Below are 16942 nucleotides of genomic sequence, written 5' to 3'. Positions count from 1 at the left end.
GGGGATCTAAACGCTGTGAGGCAACTCTCAAAGACTTGTGTATACACCGTAGCCTGTTAGGAGAGGGGAGCAAAAAGCCTAATTTTTCGTTGCTCCTCCCTCTCCTCGCAGGCTGGGTGGGTGAGGTCTGTCGAATTCACGTCAACTTAAGCTAAAAGCTTTGTCAAATCTCGTTTCTAGCCTCTAGGCTGGAAATGCACTTCAATTGCGGCTCTGCCGCCAGCAAGGGAGGCGGAGCCTCTAGGACAGCATTCCCAGTCTCAAACTGGGAACGAGACAACGAAACAATATCTAAAAGCTTTTTCTAGGCTGGCTTTCACGCTAAGTTGACACCAATGGCAAGATGCCCACCCCACAAAATTGGATAAGGCTTACCAGTTACCTACAGGTTGAGCAGTAGCACCCAACATTGAGGGATCGATTGAAATGCCTAATCCTTCAGCTACACGACGACCATAAGAAACATCTGCCCGGAAGAAGTGGCAAAGTTGGCGCATTTGGATGTCTTCCCTGGCTTGAGAGAGACTACCAACAATATTTTTAGCCAGACGCTCTTGCTGTTCAGGAGTTAGTAAACGATACAGATTACCTGCTTGGGTATAATCGTCGTTTCCTTCACGATGACTGTAACGATCGACTGTGACATCGCCCAAATGACTAGGTGGTTCTGCATAAGCTGGATTTTCTTTAGGCGTACCCGCAGCACTATTCGGTTCATAGTTAGGAACGCTACCGCCGTTGTTCCCCGGTGCCATAAAGCCATCTCGCTGATAATGCATCACTGGACATTTGGGCTGGTTGACGGGTAGTTGCTGATAGTTACCACCCAAGCGATACCGTTGAGCATCTGGGTAAGAAAAGATCCGAGCTTGCAGCATTTTGTCTGGAGAGAAACTAACGCCAGGAACCACTGCACTAGGGCTAAAAGCGGCTTGCTCAACTTCGGCGAAATAATTCTCTGGGTTACGATTTAGCTCTAATATCCCGACTTCAATTAAAGGATATTCTCCTTGTTTCCAAACTTTGGTCAAGTCAAAAGGATTGTCAGGATGTTTTTCCGCTTGCTCTTCGGTCATCACCTGAATACACATCCGCCACTTAGGATAGTCTTTGTTAGCGATCGCTTCAAACAAATCGTGAGTCGCATGATCGGGATCTTCGCCCTTAATCTTAGCCGATTCATCCTCTGTCAAGGTTTGATGCCCTTGCAGAGTCTTAAAGTGAAATTTACACCAGACGCGATCGCCCTCGGCATTAATTAAACTAAAGGTGTGGCTACCAAAACCGTCCATGTGTCGATGGGTTTTGGGAATTCCCCGATCTGAAAAGAGGATCGTCACTTGGTGAAGCGATTCTGGACTGAGTGACCAAAAATCCCACTTTGCATTCTGGTCTTTGCAATTGGTTTGGGGATTGCGCTTTTGGGTATGGATAAAATCAGGAAACTTCAAAGGGTCGCGGATGAAGAAAATCGGGGTATTGTTACCTACAAGATCCCAGTTACCCTCCTCAGTATAAAACTTGAGGGAAAAACCTCTAGGGTCGCGCTCGGCATCTGCTGAACCTTTTTCTCCTCCGACTGTAGAGAAACGCAAGAGAAGTTCCGTTTTCTTGCCAATTTCAGAAAAAAGTTTGGCTTTACTGTAGCGGGTGATGTCATTGGTAATAGTCAAAGTACCATGAGCAGCAGCACCTTTAGCGTGGACAACTCTTTCAGGAATACGTTCTCTGTTGAAATGAGCCAGCTTTTCTATAAGGTGGAAATCCTGCATTAATACAGGGCCACGCGCTCCAGCTGTAAGTGAGTTCTGGTTATCGCTAACTGGAATACCATCAGCAGTTGTCAAGTTTTGGGGTTCAGTCATGGTTTAAAGAAGCTCTCCATGTAAGTTACTCAGATTGCCCACAGTACATTTTAGTCAGTAGATGGATACCTACTGATAGAACAATCTAATTCATAGTCATAACGAGTTTATATATAAATCATACTCGATATGATTATGAATTGCCATAAATTTTTTTGTATTTTGGGAGGATATAGAGGCAATATACAGCCTCTATACTGCCTTTCAGGTATTTAAATGTTTGAGAATCAACGAGCAAACATCTGTCGCCTCAATTTGATGTTCGTCAACTAGGTGAGTTTGATGGGTGATAAATAGAGGCCCTTCATCTGGGGAAGTGGTGATGTTACCGTGAGAACCACGCACCAGGGAAGCATCCAGAGGAATCACATCCATCAGGTAGCGAAAACCCAGTTGTTTCTTAAGTAACTTGAGAGCAATTTTTCCTTGAGGAAATGTAATTTGCGGATCGAGGAAAAGTTCTACAGGATCGTAACCAGGCTTGCGGTGGATATCTACAGTTCTAGCAAAATCAGGCGCTTTGGCATCATCGAGCCAATAATAATAGGTAAACCAAGCGTTAGATTGTGCGATCGCCACCAACTCACCCGATCTAGGATGATTAAGATGGTAGGCTTGTTTTCCCTCTTCATCCAATACCTGCGCTACGCCTTCAGTCGCTTCTAAAAGCGATCGCACTTTTGGGATATATGCCGGATCGTTCACATACACATGGGCAATTTGATGATCGGCAACGGCAAAGGCAATACTAGCACCAAAATCGAGCAGTTCTCGCCCTAATTCTTCCCGCACAGCAATTAAACCATTTTCCCGTAGTACGCGGTTCAAATCCACAGCTTTAGAAACTGGCGTAATGCCATACTCAGAAAGAATAATTACCTGAGTATTACGTGCTTGAAAATATTCAATTAAATCACCACAAACAGCATCAATTTCTCGTAAATCTGCTTGAATCTGTGTTTTATTGTTACCAAATTTTTGCAGACAGTAATCTAAATGTGGTAAATAAACCAGTGATAATGTCGGGCTGTAACGTTCCTCAATCCACTTTGCGGAATTCGCAATCCATTGGCTAGAACTAATAGAAGTTTTTGGCCCCCAGAAATCGAACAGAGGGAAGTTTCCTAAATCAGATTGAATTTGCGATCGCACATCACTAGGATGGGTATAAATATCAGGTAATTTTCTCCCATCGGCGGGATACATTGGGCGCGGCGTAATCGCATAATCTGCTGTAGAGTACATGTTGTACCACCAAAAAAGGTTGGCACAAGTGAAAGTTGGATCAATTGATTTAGCTATTTCCCAAACTTTGGGAGCCTGCACTAGTTTATTAGATTGTCGCCAGAACTTAACTTCACATTCATCACGGAAGTACCAACCATTAGCGACAATTCCATGTTCATCAGGCAATTTTCCTGTTAAATAAGTAGCCTGAACTGAACAAGTTACAGCAGGTAACACTTTTCCTATAGAAGCTACCTGCCCCTTCGCAGCCCAAGAAGATAAAAACGGCGTATTTTCTCCTAGTAAACTGGGCGTTAATCCCACAACATTTATAACAACAGTTTTCTGCATAACTTTAATCCTTTTTTATACCAATTAAGAAACTAACTAAAAAAGCACAATAACGCATCTCTACAGATTTAAACTAGAAAAACCCGCTTAAATCTTAATTTATTAATTACGAATTACGAATTACGAATTACGAATTAATTTTAATACCCACTCATATTCTCGCTGAATAGAAGTCAGCAAATCTATTTTCATTTCCGATGGCAATACATCCCAAGTGTAAGTTTCAATTTCTAAATGTGAGCAAGCATTATTTGTCTGAAGTAGATTTAAAACAGTCGCGATGTCATCTTGGGTAGACTGCAAAATTTGATAATCATGAATAAAAATTGGTACATGAAAGTGAGTGCGCCATTCTTCAGCTAAAGATTTCTCTAAATGTGGTAATGCAGTTATTAAGTCAGGATAGTGATGGAGTGTACCATCGCTGCGACGTTCTATTACCTGGTGAAGATAGGTAGATTCAGCAAAAGGACGTAAGCGTTCAACTATCAAACTCCGCTTCTCAACCTCAGCAGGTATTTTTACTTTAATTGCAGCGCTGATTTGAATTTTGCCAATCTTAATTCCTGCTGATTGCAAACGTACAAATACAGATTGTGGTTCCTCATATTCGACCGAAAAATGGCAGGTGTCATAACAAACCCGAACGTGTTCTAGCAATTTAGTTTCTGCTAAATTCTGTTCAATATTTAGTTTTTCTGATAAATAATTACCGCCAATTGGCAATAAGCAATTTTGATAGAAGTCAATTATTTCTGAAGTATTTTCAATTAAACCATCCGGCTCAGGTTCTAAATCAATATGAAGTATCTTGCCTGTTTGTTCACGGATACGAATCATTTCTACAACAACTGATGCTATGTTCAAACAACTCTTTTTCAAAACAGTCTCGAAAGTTTTTTGGTCTTTTACCCACCAAGGTTTATAGGATAATGGTAGTGTAGAAATTCCGCCATCAAGTCCTTGGGGTAATAGACTAGCTAAAATGTGTGCCAAGTTTAATGTATAATTAACCCGTTCTTGTGTAGACCAATCTGGTGCATAAACTTGGTCTTTTACCACCTGTCGATGAAATCCGCCATAAGGGAATCCGTTTAAGGTGAAAACATATAAATCTTCTTGAGTCAGCCAAGCTTGAAATTTAGCTAAGTTATTACTTTCTAAAAGTTCTTTTGCAGCAACATCTGCTAACCTCAAGCCAATACCAAAAGGTTCTGTAGGCGATAAACGTGATTTGAGTTCGGGAATATACTTCTCTAAATTGGCAAAAACCTCTAGCCAACTTTCACCAGGATGAATATTGCTGCAATAAGTTAAATGAAACTTGCTGTCTTTTGTAATTTTCATTTTTTAGCTTTATCCCTTATATATGTAATCTGTTTTCTTTGGCTTCAACTATTTCACAAAATACTTGCTACATATTCATGGTTAGGGGCGCATAGATGTGCGCCCCTATAGCCAATTAATGGTATTACTGGGTGTATATATTCAAATTTAAGTAACAGCAAATACTTTTGCTAACTTCATCGAAATGGGTAACAAGATGAGAACGAATAAACCGTAATACAAACCAGCAAAACCAGATGCAACGGTTGCATCTAAGACTATTAGAGATAAAACACCTATTTTCACAGCATTGCGGATATTTTCGGCTATCGGTTCTCGCGCCGCTTTGATAAAGTTAGGCAAGATTCTGATAGCTAATAAAACAGCGAATGGTAGGGCTGCGATCGCTGTATACTCTTCTAATAATCCTAAAGCTAAAACTGCTGCCAAAACTATTGCAATTAGCAGTAGCGCAAGTACTCCCGTAATCTTCTTACCTCCGTGAACTTCACCCTGACTAATTGCGGTGATAGCAGCAATATAAACAACAGGAATCAGCGCTAAATACCAACGTTCTCCGATTATTTCTGGTACAGCACTTACACCTAATAATAAGTTACTGCCACGGCACAAACCCATATTTAAAGGGCCGAAAAAAGGATGATGCTTGGCGAGTGAGTTATAGAGGAGGCATGAAAGAGTGATAAAAATAGCGATCGCAGCACTCAAGAACGATACTTGAAAGGCAGCTATAATGCCGATTGCAAACAGTATACTCCCCAATAAAGTAGCATTTTGACGAGATACGCGACCACTGGGAATTGCTCTATTTGGTCGCTCTTTTGCATCTAATTCAGCATCAAAAACATCATTGAAAACTATACCACCACCGTATAAACCAGTTGTAGCCAATAACAACCAAGTTAATGGAATTAATATGGCAAAACTTGCTTCGCCATTAATTAATTTAGTAAAAATTATCCCAGAACCAGAAGCAGCAAAACCAAGAAGAATATCCGCCCAAGCAGTAACAATATTAGCAGGACGCATCAATTCCAGATAACCCCGCCAGCTTTGAAAATTTAAGCTTGCAACATTCACTTATCTGCCTCCGTATCTACTAATTTCTCAAAATAAACTGCATATTAATAGGACTTACGCAAAATATCTCTCAAGCTCTGATTTCTCTGTGTCCTCTGTGCCTCTGCGGTTCGTTATTCCGTAACTCGTGCGTAAGTTCTAATTAAGATGAAAATCTCTCTAGCAATGCCCAATGCCCCCTTATAACTTTCTACTCAATCAACACAAAATCTGAAACTGATTTGATTCCTGGTTCCTGTCCCCGTAGCACAGAATTACCACTGAACAGCTGACGCTGATCGATAGATTGGGGATTGAGCCAGTCTGATGCTTTCATCTGCCCAGTTTGACTGTAAGCAGCTAGAGCATTTTCATAACAAACTGCTCGCACGTGTTCTTCAGGAATGCCCCTATCTAACATCAACTGAGCTGTTTTCGGGACTGCTAACGGATCGCTGATACCCCAATCAGCGCTACTATCTACAATGATGCGACGAACGTTATCACGTCCCGCTACGCTATCGCATCCATATTTGCGGACAACTTCTACCATCCTGGCATTACCCATCTTCGTCTGTGGGTAAATCGTGAAAGCCGCCCAAAAACCCCGTCCTAATACTTCTTCAACAGTTTCTTCGTTGTTGTGATCGATAACTACTTGTGAGGGATCTAAACCATATTCAATACAGCGATCCATACTCCGACTAGCACCTGCCTTTTTATTGCGATGAGGAGTATGAATTAGTACCAACGTATCGAGTTCTTTCGCTAATTCTAACTGTTGACAAAAGTACTTATCTTCTGCTTCTGTCATATCGTCATAGCCAATTTCACCAATGGCAACAACTCCTTCTTTACAGGCATAAAGTGGTAGCAGTTCCATAACTTCATCTGCTAGCGCTTCGTTATTAGCTTCTTTCGGATTTAAGCCGATTGTGCAGTAGTGTTGGATGCCAAACTGACTAGCACGAAACCGTTCCCAGCCCACAAGACTACTGAAATAGTCCTTAAATGAGCCAGCGTTAGTTCGGGGTTGTCCTAACCAAAAGGCTGGTTCAATAACGGCGACAATTCCATATTCCCGCATTACTAAGTAATCGTAAGTAGTACGGGAACACATGTGAATGTGAGGATCGATAAACATCATGGTTTTAATAATTGGGCATTGGGATTAGGGGAGAGGTGACAGGTGACAGGGAATAGGGAATAGGAAATAATCTGTACCCTATAACCTGTAACCTATTCCCTTCTTCATTTGTAAACTGACAAGCGTTAGCGCAGCCCGCCGCAGGCATCGCGGCTAAAACTGCTCCAAGTCAGATTACCTTGTTGAATGGATGACTGTAAATCTGGGTAATGAGAAAGTAATGCTTGCGCTTGGGGTAAGGGAGACTCAGCACAAGCTAAGGCTGCTGCTTCTTGCTCGTCTATAGCCCCATTAGCCAGTACTTTTTCTAAATCTGTGATGATGGCGCTATCGGCAAACCGTCCTACAGGCCGCCAAAGTTCCGGCGTAACTGAGCGTTTAGCTGCCCAACGTTCATGGGCATAATCTGCCAACATCCTCGCCAATTCTGGGTTAGCACGCCGATCTAAACCCCAAATTAGATGCAACGGACTGCCGACAAACACAGCCTTTAGCACCATCTGATTCCAAGCAGCATTATCTAAATAATTCGCTGGATAAGGGTTACGTAGTGCTATAGCTTGGAATACATTACTCATATTGCTGCGGATTCCCTCAGCAGTACGGTGGCGATGTAACTCTGGATGTGGTAGCAGCGGCAAACTTTGGTAAAGAGCAACTAACTCACCCATATCGGCAGTGGAGAAGACTCGATCGAGCGATCGCACATAGCCCTCAGCATCATCATGGGGCAAAGCTAAAAGCAAAAGCGTGCGACCGGCTCGATCAACACTCCAATTACCAGGATACCAGCCGGGAATCAGATCCTCTGCTGCTTCCAAGTCCTGAAATGTTAGCTGTAAATCCTGTTTACCTAGATAACGCGGCACAGCACTAAAAGCCGTAAAAAACACTCGTTCAGCAGCGCCGCTTGCAATCTGTGCCTGCTTCTGTTCCAACCAAGTAAAAGCTTTCTCTGAAACAGACTTTAACAACCAGTGATGCAGTAATTTGTTTACTTTACTCATGATAAATTCAGGATAAGTTGCCCAACTTCTTTGTGACAACCAAGTATAAAATATAGCACTAAACTTGATTTTTTGGGTTTGAAGCAGTTAGATAATATACTACTAGAATTATAACTTCACTGAATCTATAAAAATATCCTGACTTTAAAGAAGATACTGTAAAGATACCATTTTGATTAGATAAATCATAAAATTATCTTACGGAAAAAAATTAGAATTTTATGTAATAATGATCTCCATTACTAAGCTCAGATATCAAGCATAAGCATTAATATAAATTGTAAATTCATGTTAATTTGAACTTTATCTGTTAGGCAAATACACTTCAAAAGTATGATTAGTTTATTAAATAGATTTGACTAGTAATTCATTTCAAAATTGAATTATAGAATGGATTTTCTTTGTCTACATTGCTGTTAATTTTAATTGCAATAGTGTATATATTTACAGGTAGTTAGAAAGTAATAATATTCAAATGGCTATTCAACAAAAAAGCGCTCTTAATCTACAACCAATTAACCAATGTGTTCGTGTTACCTTCAATTATGATGTTCACTTCACTAGAGGTCTGTTTCAGTTAGATAATCCTTTATTTGCACAAGCGATCGCCGCAGATGGGGAAACAACCCCAAAACAGGTGCTAGCGGTGGTAGATGGAGGATTTTTACAATATCAAGATGGGCTATTAAAAAAATTATCAGCTTATGCCCAATGTTATGAAGATATATTAACACTGAGCGGTGAGCCGATAGTAGTTCCAGGTGGAGAGGCAGTCAAGAACGATTCTAGATTTATAGATCAAATTCATCAACGGATCAATGCAGCTGGATTATGCCGTCACTCCTACGTCTTAGCAATTGGAGGTGGAGCTGTCCTAGACATGGCAGGATATGCAGCAACAACAGCTCACCGAGGAATTCGGCTGTTACGAGTACCGACAACAGTATTAGGGCAAAATGATTCGGGTGTAGGAGTCAAAAACGGAATCAATGCCTTTGGTAAGAAAAACTTTTTGGGTACATTCATGCCACCTTATGCTGTCTTGAATGACTTTGATTTTCTTACTAGCCTCGACGATCGAGATTGGCGATCGGGCATTGCAGAAGCGGTGAAAGTAGCGCTGATTAAAGATGCAGATTTCTTCGATTTCATTATGACTAATGCCGATAAATTGGCTAATCGAGACATGGACATAATGGAAAGACTGATTTATCGTTGTTCTCAGCTGCACTTAGAGCATATTGCTGGTAGTGGCGATCCCTTTGAAATGGGTTCATCACGTCCTTTAGACTTTGGACACTGGGCTGCTCACAAACTGGAACATTTAACTAATTACAGCCTACGTCATGGTGAAGCTGTAGCGATCGGCATTGCTTTAGATACAACCTATTCATATTTAACAGGGCAACTCTTACAATCTGAGTGGCAAAGGGTTCTAACTACACTCAAGAAATTAGGCTTTACTTTGTACGTATCGGCATTGACAGAGCAGTTAGATCGACTAGATCATCCGCATTGTCTGTTTAGGGGGCTTACCGAATTCCGCGAACATTTGGGAGGAAAATTGACAATTACCCTTCTACAAGGAATCGGAGAGGGAATTGAAGTTAATCACGTGGATTTGTCTTTGTATAGAGATGCTATTTTGATGCTGCAAGATTGGGAACTTTTGCATTAATTATCCATTGGGTACAATTAGCAGAAGCGATGTCTAGAAACAAGCCATTACACTAAAATGTGCTTGTTAATGCACAAATTTACACCTGGATGATTTATGCACCCAGAAACGCAAGACCTTATTAGTCGGTTTAGAAATTATACAGAAAATCGTCAGCCGTTTGTCTGGAATACAGAGAATAGGGGAGGACTGAATTGCTGGAATTTATTATTGTCCGAAGGCTTTGTTCAAACTACTGATTTCGATCAAGCGATCGCAACATGGAAAGGGATAGCACGTCGGGGGATGCCAACAGACCCAAAAGAGTATCCTGGATACAAGTACGCTTCTTCTCGGCGTGAGCGTAAAGATGATTCCTGGAGTCCTTATTTGCAATCACAGCAAAACCAGTACTACAACGCTCTAGCTTATTTTCTCAAAAGCAGCTTACAAAACCTTAGAGCCTACAGTCTTCGCAGCATTAATCGGAGCCTTAACGTTTCTTGGGCACAAGAATTTAAGATTTTTATCATCGTTGGTCAAACTTTCAGATTTAGAGTGGATCTGCCTTGCACCGACGGTTCCCGATCAGGTTTGGAATCGATACACGAACTCTTTCCATCCAGAACTTGCTTCATTAACTGTCTGTCAATCGACGAAGCCAGTCGCACGAGACATACATGAAAAAATTAGTAAGGTGCTTATAAAGTTAAAGCCGATAGAGTGTTACGGGTATTACGATTACGTCATCTACAACCACCAAATTTTTTGCACAATCTCCTCTGACGAAGCGATCGCAATCGAACTTGCCTTAAAAGCAGGAAAGATGTTTGATGACGATCCTTACTATTTCAAAGTTAAGTATGATGGAGGTTCATCGGAAAAACCTGTTACCCAATTCATGCGTAACAATTTCCAACAAATTCAACGATATATGTTTTGCTTTTGGGATGTTGGATATGGGTACAAGTTTGGTCTTACTGAACATGGAGATTGGGTTGGCTTGAAGTATTGGAGTTACATGGACTACAACCCTTAGTAGCCTAATAACCAAATTCGCTATAGCTCGATATTAAATCTGCGAAGTGTCCCATTTCATGCAGATAGCTAAATTATTTTTATAAAAGTGAAAAATTCTTAAACTATGCCTAATTGCGATTCTTTTATTATGCAAAAATATAGCTTAATTTTTAAAGCGATCGCAACTTCGCGGTTCTAAATTGCAAAATACCTTTTATTTCCTCTTCTTCTTCGTTGATAATGTGGTAAGTTTCTCAACTTTTATACTAAATTAAAGTTATCGTGAGTTAAAAAAGTTATGATGTCTTCGTTTCCCGTCAACGACGCTCAAAATAATTTGCAAGAGATCATCGACCAAGTTGCACAGGGTAAACCTGTAATCATTCGAGGCGATCGCGGTAATGCGATTCTGCTGGCGGAAAAAGATTGGTCTGCAATTCAAGAGACTCTTTACTTATTATCTGTCCCTGGAATGCGAGAATCTATAAAAGAAGCACTAGCAACCCCGATCCAAGAATGTGATGGGGAGTTGGAGTGGTGAGTCAGCAAGCTTCTGAGGAGCCACTTGCAAACCCCGAAGAAGCGATCTGGAGGTTGATTTACACAAAACAAGCACAAAAAGACGCGAAGAAATTAGCTTCTAGTAACTTAAAGGAAAAGGCCGAGGAATTACTCGCAGTCCTTAAAAAAAATCCTTTTCAAAATCCTCCACCCTATGAAAAGCTGGTTGGTGACTTATCAGGTGCTTATTCTCGTAGGATTAATATACAGCATCGGTTGGTATATGAGGTCATCGAATCCGAGCAAGTAGTCAAGATAATTCGGATGTGGACGCATTACGAGTAAGTTATCTCCTCAGCCCCCCTTGGTGTTCGCAATGAAAACCTCGATGCTCCCAAGCTTGCATATCTACATCAGTAAGCTTTGTGACATTTGAGCATTGCGGTTGAATAATTTGACTTAAAATCGCCCAAAATAAGCTGCGCGTTACATCTAATCCGGTTTTAGTCCAAGATTCCTGATTACCAGGAATACCCAATTCTTGAACAATTTCTGGCTCTACCCAAATACCATGAGCGCCCAAAAGAATCTGTGCCATCCATTTAGCTCTGGGTAAATGACTGAGCGAAGTAATCAACATGACTTTATGCACTCCCCAACGGCGCAGAATTGGAATACTATAATAAAAATTTTCAAAGGTAGAATTCGCGCAGTTTTCTAACCAAACGTTTTGTAACTCTGCTAATTCCGCCTCAAAAATTAACCGTATACAGGGATCTGGGGAACCATGAGAAATTAAAATTGGGGTTTGTGGGTATTGTTTTGCTAGTTGGGCAACATAAGTTTCTCGCCGAATACTGCCACCCAGCACAAAGAAGGCATCTATTGGCTGCGAAGAAGCAAAAACTAAGGTTATAGTAGTAAAAATCAGCCAAACACCCAGGACAACATACAATCCACCATTGAGTTTTTGTAACAATTGCCACAGATTAGCAGATTTTTTTTTAATAGAAATTAATGATTTGATGGTAAATTTGCGTTTCATGACTTAAGTAAGAAAAACTGATTTTATTGCTGTATGACAGTACTGCAATTCAGTGAGCAAAGTGCTATCTTATAAAAGTAATCTAGAATGCAAAGATGACGCTAATAAAAGTGTCACACGCTCAGTATAGCCTTCCGGAGTAGACTAACAAACTGAGAAATGATTGTTAATAACTAATGCGGCATTTTTGGCATCATTTAAGGATAAAAATGATGAAGGAGCATAGTTGATTCTGGGGTATAAAAACTTAAAAATTTCTGGAAAGCCTGATTGCTAAACTGTCAACAACACAATTATTCCAGCTAAGTATACATGAACCAATCTGCGAAAAGTTACTCACCGCTCCAAGTAGCCTTGATTGGTGGAGCGATCGCCACAACTGCTACCATGTCTGTGTTCGGGCCCGCTTGGACTCGTGGTGTCCGTGCTGCTCTAGCCCTACAAGACAGCCCAAAAGTGATAGTTGACCAAGTTTGGCAACTGGTAAATCATGAATATGTTGATGGCAAATTTAATCAACAAGATTGGCAAGCAACCAGGCAAAGCTTGTTGAGCAAAGACTACTCTTCTCGCGAAGAAGCATACACTGCCATCCGTGAAGCTTTACAAAAGTTGGGAGATCCTTACACTCGGTTCATGGATCCACAACAGTTTGAAGCTCTGACTAGCCAAACATCAGGGGAAGTCTCTGGTATCGGCGTTCGGATGGAAGTGAACGAAAAAACTCAGCGCCTCACCGTTGTCGAAGCCATAGAAAATTCTCCGGCACTGAAAGCTGGGATCAAAGCAGGCGATGAAATTTTGGCAATTGACGGCAAACCCACTCTCAAAATGAAAGTGGATGATGCTTCTAAGCTCATCCGCGGCAAAGCGGGTACTCCCATCAAGCTACGGTTGGGACGCCCAGGCCAAACTGCCTTTGATTTGAAGCTGACAAGGGCAAGTATTGAAGTCCCAACGGTACGCTATACCCTCAAGCAAGAAGGAAATCGCCGGGTTGGCTATATCCGTTTGCGAGAATTTAGCGCCCACGCCGCTGAACAGATGCAACGAGCCATCCGCGATTTGAACACTAAGAAAGTTGATTCTTATGTCTTGGATTTGCGGGGTAATCCTGGCGGTTTGTTGCAGGCGAGCATTGAAATTGCTCGGATGTGGTATAATGATGGCGGAATTGTCAAGACAGTAGACCGTGTGGGCGGCACTGAGGAAACTAAAGCTAATCGCACTGCTTTGACAAATCGTCCTTTGGCGGTCTTAGTGGATGGGAATTCAGCTAGTGCTAGCGAAATCCTCACAGGCGCACTCAAGGATAATAAGCGGGCGGTAGTCGTAGGTGGTCAAACTTTTGGCAAAGCCCTAGTGCAGTCAGTTCATGAACTCGCAGATGGTTCCGGCTTGGCTGTCACCATAGCCCATTACTACACCCCGGCGGGAACAGATATTAACCATAAAGGGATTGCCCCAGACATCAAGCTAGATTTGACAGAAGCACAAGAGCGTCAATTGGCTTCTAATCCAAATTTAATCGGAACTAAGAGCGATCCCCAATATGCTCGAGCGATCGCAATTCTATCAAATAACAACTTTGCCCAGCCGCCAGCAAATCAACCGACTCGACCCATGAGCCGCGCCGATAACCTGAAATTTTAAATTGACGCGAATGATTTGTTACCAGGTGTTTATATAGTAGTATTCCCAAATCCAGATTTTTGGAGTTATGAAAACTGCTTGATATGCCGTTCCAAGATTTTGGTTTGGGAATACTAGCTACTAACCCCATCTCCAAAATCTCAGATTTATGAATCATCAGCCAGTTGATACAACCGCTGCCACCAGATTTTTACCAATGGTGTCGGTGGTTGTTCCTATTTATAACGGTGAGGCGGATTTACCAGAGTTAATCAATTGTCTGTTGTCTCAAACTTACCCAAAAGACCGGGTAGAATACTTGTTGGTGGACAATAACAGTAGCGATCGCACTCTCTCCATCCTGAAAACATCTGCCGAAAATTGCCCGATTACAATTCGCCCCTTGAGCGAAACCCAAATTCAAAGCTCTTACGCTGCTCGTAATACTGGGATTCGCGCCGCTACGAGTGAAATTATCGTTTTTACAGATGCAGATTGTCGCCCACAACCGCAATGGTTAGATTCACTAATTCAGCCTTTTATCAACCCAGAAGTGATAATTGTTGCTGGTGAAATTTTGGCACTACCAGGCACAACTCTGCTAGAACAACACGCAGACCGTCAAGAAACTTTATCGCAAAAGCATACCCTGAACCATTCCTTTCGTCCCTATGGTCAAACAGCTAATTTGGCGATTCGACCCATTGCCTTTGAAAAAGTGGGTTTATTTCGTCCCTATCTGACTACTGGTGGTGATGCTGATATTTGTTGGCGGATTTTAGGGGAAAACATCGGGCGTTTAGAATTTGCCCCAAATGCGATCGTTCAGCACCGTCACCGCGCTACACTTCAAGAACTACAAAGTCAATGGCGGCGTTATGGACGCTCAAATCGCTATCTGCATGAACTGCATGGTGTAGATTTAATGCGAGAGATGACACCCAAAGAATACGGCTATCGTTTGGCACGTTGGTTATTGAAAGAACTACCAAGAGATATTAAAAAGGCGTTGGCGAAGCAAGCCACCCTTGTAGATTTATTAAGTACTCCCATTGGTTTGTTCACAGCTAGGGCGCGTACTGCTGGACAAAGAGATGCCAAGTTACCAGAGAATGCTAAGATAATTGCTCGACTGTAACGAAAAAAAAAGAGCATAGCTGATTTAGATGTGTAAATCTTGGTATAGAGACGTTGCAATTGCTAGTCTCTATAAAGGTTTTGAAATTATGCAAAATCATTTTCATATCTGAATTCAGTAACGCCTAAGCAAAAACATTCTTGTCAGTCCAGAAGCTTTGACTGAAACTCTTATTCTTTCTTTAGCTCACAAAAGCGAATGTATCTTAAGAAGTATTTTCAAAAGTAGGTAAAGCAAATATGCTGTTGTTAATGAACTTTTAACTTTATTACCTTGTATTGAATAAAATAAAAATTCCAGTAGGTAGGGCTTGTTGCCACTCAGCACTTTAGTCGTTATCAGACAAGCTTGTGGCACTAAATAGGGCTAAAAGTTGATTGAGGCTACACAAATTTGATTGCTTCCTCATTATTGAGAGATTAAGTTAGTAAATCAAAAAACCAAGTTCTGTCATTCATATTTATTTATAGAGTGTCCGCTCTTTCAAGTAACCTTCTCTCCTTACCTGCTCAATAGCGTTTGAAGTCTTGAAGAAAGCATGGGGTTTGCTTACCCTGCTCTTTTCATTCACAGCTACGCTTCATAGTTTTGTGAGTTGAGCAACATGAAAGTGGATGGATTTAATCAACAGATAGATAAATTGTGCTCACAGATACAGGGACTATTAAAATGCTATGGAACTAATCTGAACTCACACCAGGAGATGATAACAGAGGCTTTCGAGGAACTTAACACCGCAATGGAAGAACTATTAACAGCTTCCGAGGAGTTAAAGGTAACACGAGCGGCAGTAGAGAAAGAGCGCCAGCGTTACCAAGATTTGTTCGAGTTTGCTCCAGATGGTTACTTAGTAACTGATATCAACGGGACAATCCAAGAGGCTAACTATGTAGCAGCAACTTTGCTTGGTGTCCAACAAAAGTATTTAGTAGGTAAACCATTAATTCTTTTTATTGCTCAACAAGACCGCCAGTCCTTTAACTATCAAATAAACAATTTGCAAGAGATACTGAACTGGGAAATTCACTTACAGCCACGGAGAGGAAAGCCTTTCCCTGCTAATGTGAAAGCGTCTGTAGTATACGATCTTGAGGAAAAGCACCTTGGGTGGCGTTGGCTGCTGTGCAACATCAGTGAACGCAAACAAGCTGAAGAAATGTTGTACCGAGCTTACAGTGAGTTAGAAATACGGGTGGCGGAACGGACAGCGGAACTGGTAAAAGCAAACCAGAAATTGCTAAATGAAATTACAGAACGTAAAAGAGTCGAGTCACAACTACTGCACCTTGCTTTTCACGATACACTAACGGGTCTGGCAAACCGCGTTGCATTTATGAACCGCCTAAAACATGCGATAAATTATTCAAAACGGCATTCAGATTATCTATATGCTGTGCTATTTATCGACCTAGATCGGTTTAAGGTGATCAATGACAGTCTTGGACACCTAAATGGAGACCAATTGTTGCTTGCTATTGCAAGTAGATTAGAAATATGTGTACGCTCCATAGATACAGCGGCACGGCTTGGGGGAGACGAATTTACAATCCTGCTTGAGGGAATCCAGGATGTGTCAGATGCCATCAAAGTCGCTGAACGGATTCAGAAGGAACTGGCATTACCCTTTGAACTTGACGGACAAGAAGTCTTCATCACGGCAAGTATTGGCATCGCGTTGAGTTCGACAGTAGACTATCAACACCCAGAAGAACTGTTGAGGGATGCAGATACAGCAATGTATCGAGCCAAGGTGCTAGGCAGAGCGCGTTATGAGTTATTCAACTCAGATATGTATGCTGATGCTCTGGCGAGATTGCAGTTAGAGACTGATTTGCGCCGAGCAATTGAACGCGAAGAATTTCGGGTTTATTACCAACCGATTGTTTCGCTCACTAGTACAGCACGGCGGAAATAAGCCAAGTATTAGATGGCCAAGACTTTACCCT

At 41.5% G+C, this 16942-nt stretch carries 15 protein-coding genes; 8 read left to right on the top strand and 7 right to left on the bottom strand.

Annotated features, from left to right (window positions below; translation table 11 throughout):
- Positions 1-371 precede the first annotated feature (371 nt).
- From ACM0OX_RS32065 to ACM0OX_RS32040, 6 genes are all read right to left on the bottom strand, one after another.
- A complete protein-coding gene (locus tag ACM0OX_RS32065) occupies positions 372-1865 on the bottom strand; it encodes a catalase (protein WP_414519009.1) in 1494 nt (497 codons plus the stop codon).
- A 204-nt stretch (positions 1866-2069) separates the two neighbouring features.
- A complete protein-coding gene (locus ACM0OX_RS32060; protein WP_414519008.1) occupies positions 2070-3443 on the bottom strand; it encodes an alkaline phosphatase family protein in 1374 nt (457 codons plus the stop codon).
- A gap of 120 nt (positions 3444-3563) precedes the next feature.
- On the bottom strand, positions 3564-4790 hold the full coding sequence (gene eboE / locus ACM0OX_RS32055; protein ID WP_414519007.1) for a metabolite traffic protein EboE: 1227 nt from the start codon (positions 4788-4790) through the stop codon (positions 3564-3566).
- A gap of 147 nt (positions 4791-4937) precedes the next feature.
- Entirely contained in the window at positions 4938-5870 is a 933-nt protein-coding gene (gene eboC, locus ACM0OX_RS32050) for a UbiA-like protein EboC (RefSeq protein ID WP_414519006.1), read from the bottom strand.
- 190 nt (positions 5871-6060) lie between these two features.
- Positions 6061-6996, bottom strand: a complete 936-nt coding sequence (locus tag ACM0OX_RS32045; protein ID WP_414519005.1) for a TatD family hydrolase — start codon at positions 6994-6996, stop codon at positions 6061-6063.
- 125 nt (positions 6997-7121) lie between these two features.
- On the bottom strand, positions 7122-8003 hold the full coding sequence (locus ACM0OX_RS32040; protein WP_414519004.1) for an EboA family metabolite traffic protein: 882 nt from the start codon (positions 8001-8003) through the stop codon (positions 7122-7124).
- A gap of 475 nt (positions 8004-8478) precedes the next feature.
- Between ACM0OX_RS32040 and ACM0OX_RS32035 the strand changes: the two genes are divergently transcribed.
- The 5 genes from ACM0OX_RS32035 to ACM0OX_RS32015 all read left to right on the top strand — a co-directional run bounded on the left by ACM0OX_RS32035 (position 8479) and on the right by ACM0OX_RS32015 (position 11526).
- Positions 8479-9681 (top strand): 3-dehydroquinate synthase, encoded by a 1203-nt coding sequence (locus ACM0OX_RS32035; RefSeq protein ID WP_414519003.1) that lies wholly within the window; start codon positions 8479-8481, stop codon positions 9679-9681.
- A 96-nt stretch (positions 9682-9777) separates the two neighbouring features.
- A complete protein-coding gene (locus ACM0OX_RS32030) occupies positions 9778-10344 on the top strand; it encodes a hypothetical protein (protein WP_414519002.1) in 567 nt (188 codons plus the stop codon).
- 13 nt (positions 10345-10357) lie between these two features.
- Entirely contained in the window at positions 10358-10699 is a 342-nt protein-coding gene (locus tag ACM0OX_RS32025; protein ID WP_414519001.1) for a hypothetical protein, read from the top strand.
- Positions 10700-10981: 282 nt separating this feature from the next.
- A complete protein-coding gene (locus tag ACM0OX_RS32020; protein ID WP_414519010.1) occupies positions 10982-11221 on the top strand; it encodes a type II toxin-antitoxin system Phd/YefM family antitoxin in 240 nt (79 codons plus the stop codon).
- Positions 11215-11526 carry a Txe/YoeB family addiction module toxin gene (locus ACM0OX_RS32015; protein WP_414519000.1) on the top strand — a complete coding sequence of 104 codons (312 nt, stop codon included), beginning with the start codon at positions 11215-11217 and terminating at the stop codon, positions 11524-11526. Before ACM0OX_RS32020 ends, ACM0OX_RS32015 begins: the two co-directional genes overlap by 7 nt.
- 1 nt (position 11527) lies before the next feature.
- On the opposite strand, the gene ACM0OX_RS32010 is transcribed toward ACM0OX_RS32015, so the two are convergent.
- Entirely contained in the window at positions 11528-12226 is a 699-nt protein-coding gene (locus ACM0OX_RS32010; protein ID WP_414518999.1) for a YdcF family protein, read from the bottom strand.
- Between the two features lie 312 nt (positions 12227-12538).
- Here ACM0OX_RS32010 and ctpB point away from each other — a divergent pair, with 312 nt between their 5' ends.
- From ctpB to ACM0OX_RS31995, 3 genes are all read left to right on the top strand, one after another.
- Positions 12539-13879, top strand: a complete 1341-nt coding sequence (gene ctpB / locus ACM0OX_RS32005; protein WP_414518998.1) for a carboxyl-terminal processing protease CtpB — start codon at positions 12539-12541, stop codon at positions 13877-13879.
- A gap of 148 nt (positions 13880-14027) precedes the next feature.
- Complete coding sequence (locus ACM0OX_RS32000) at positions 14028-14996, top strand: glycosyltransferase (protein ID WP_414518997.1); 969 nt, start codon at positions 14028-14030, stop codon at positions 14994-14996.
- A gap of 703 nt (positions 14997-15699) precedes the next feature.
- Positions 15700-16911 (top strand): putative bifunctional diguanylate cyclase/phosphodiesterase, encoded by a 1212-nt coding sequence (locus ACM0OX_RS31995; RefSeq protein ID WP_414518996.1) that lies wholly within the window; start codon positions 15700-15702, stop codon positions 16909-16911.
- Positions 16912-16942 lie beyond the last annotated feature (31 nt).

It is taken from the genome of Nostoc sp. PCC 9305 (assembly GCF_963920915.1).
In the GTDB taxonomy this organism is placed as follows: Bacteria; Cyanobacteriota; Cyanobacteriia; order Cyanobacteriales; family Nostocaceae; genus Nostoc.
This window is presented reverse-complemented; position numbering and strand designations above follow the sequence as displayed.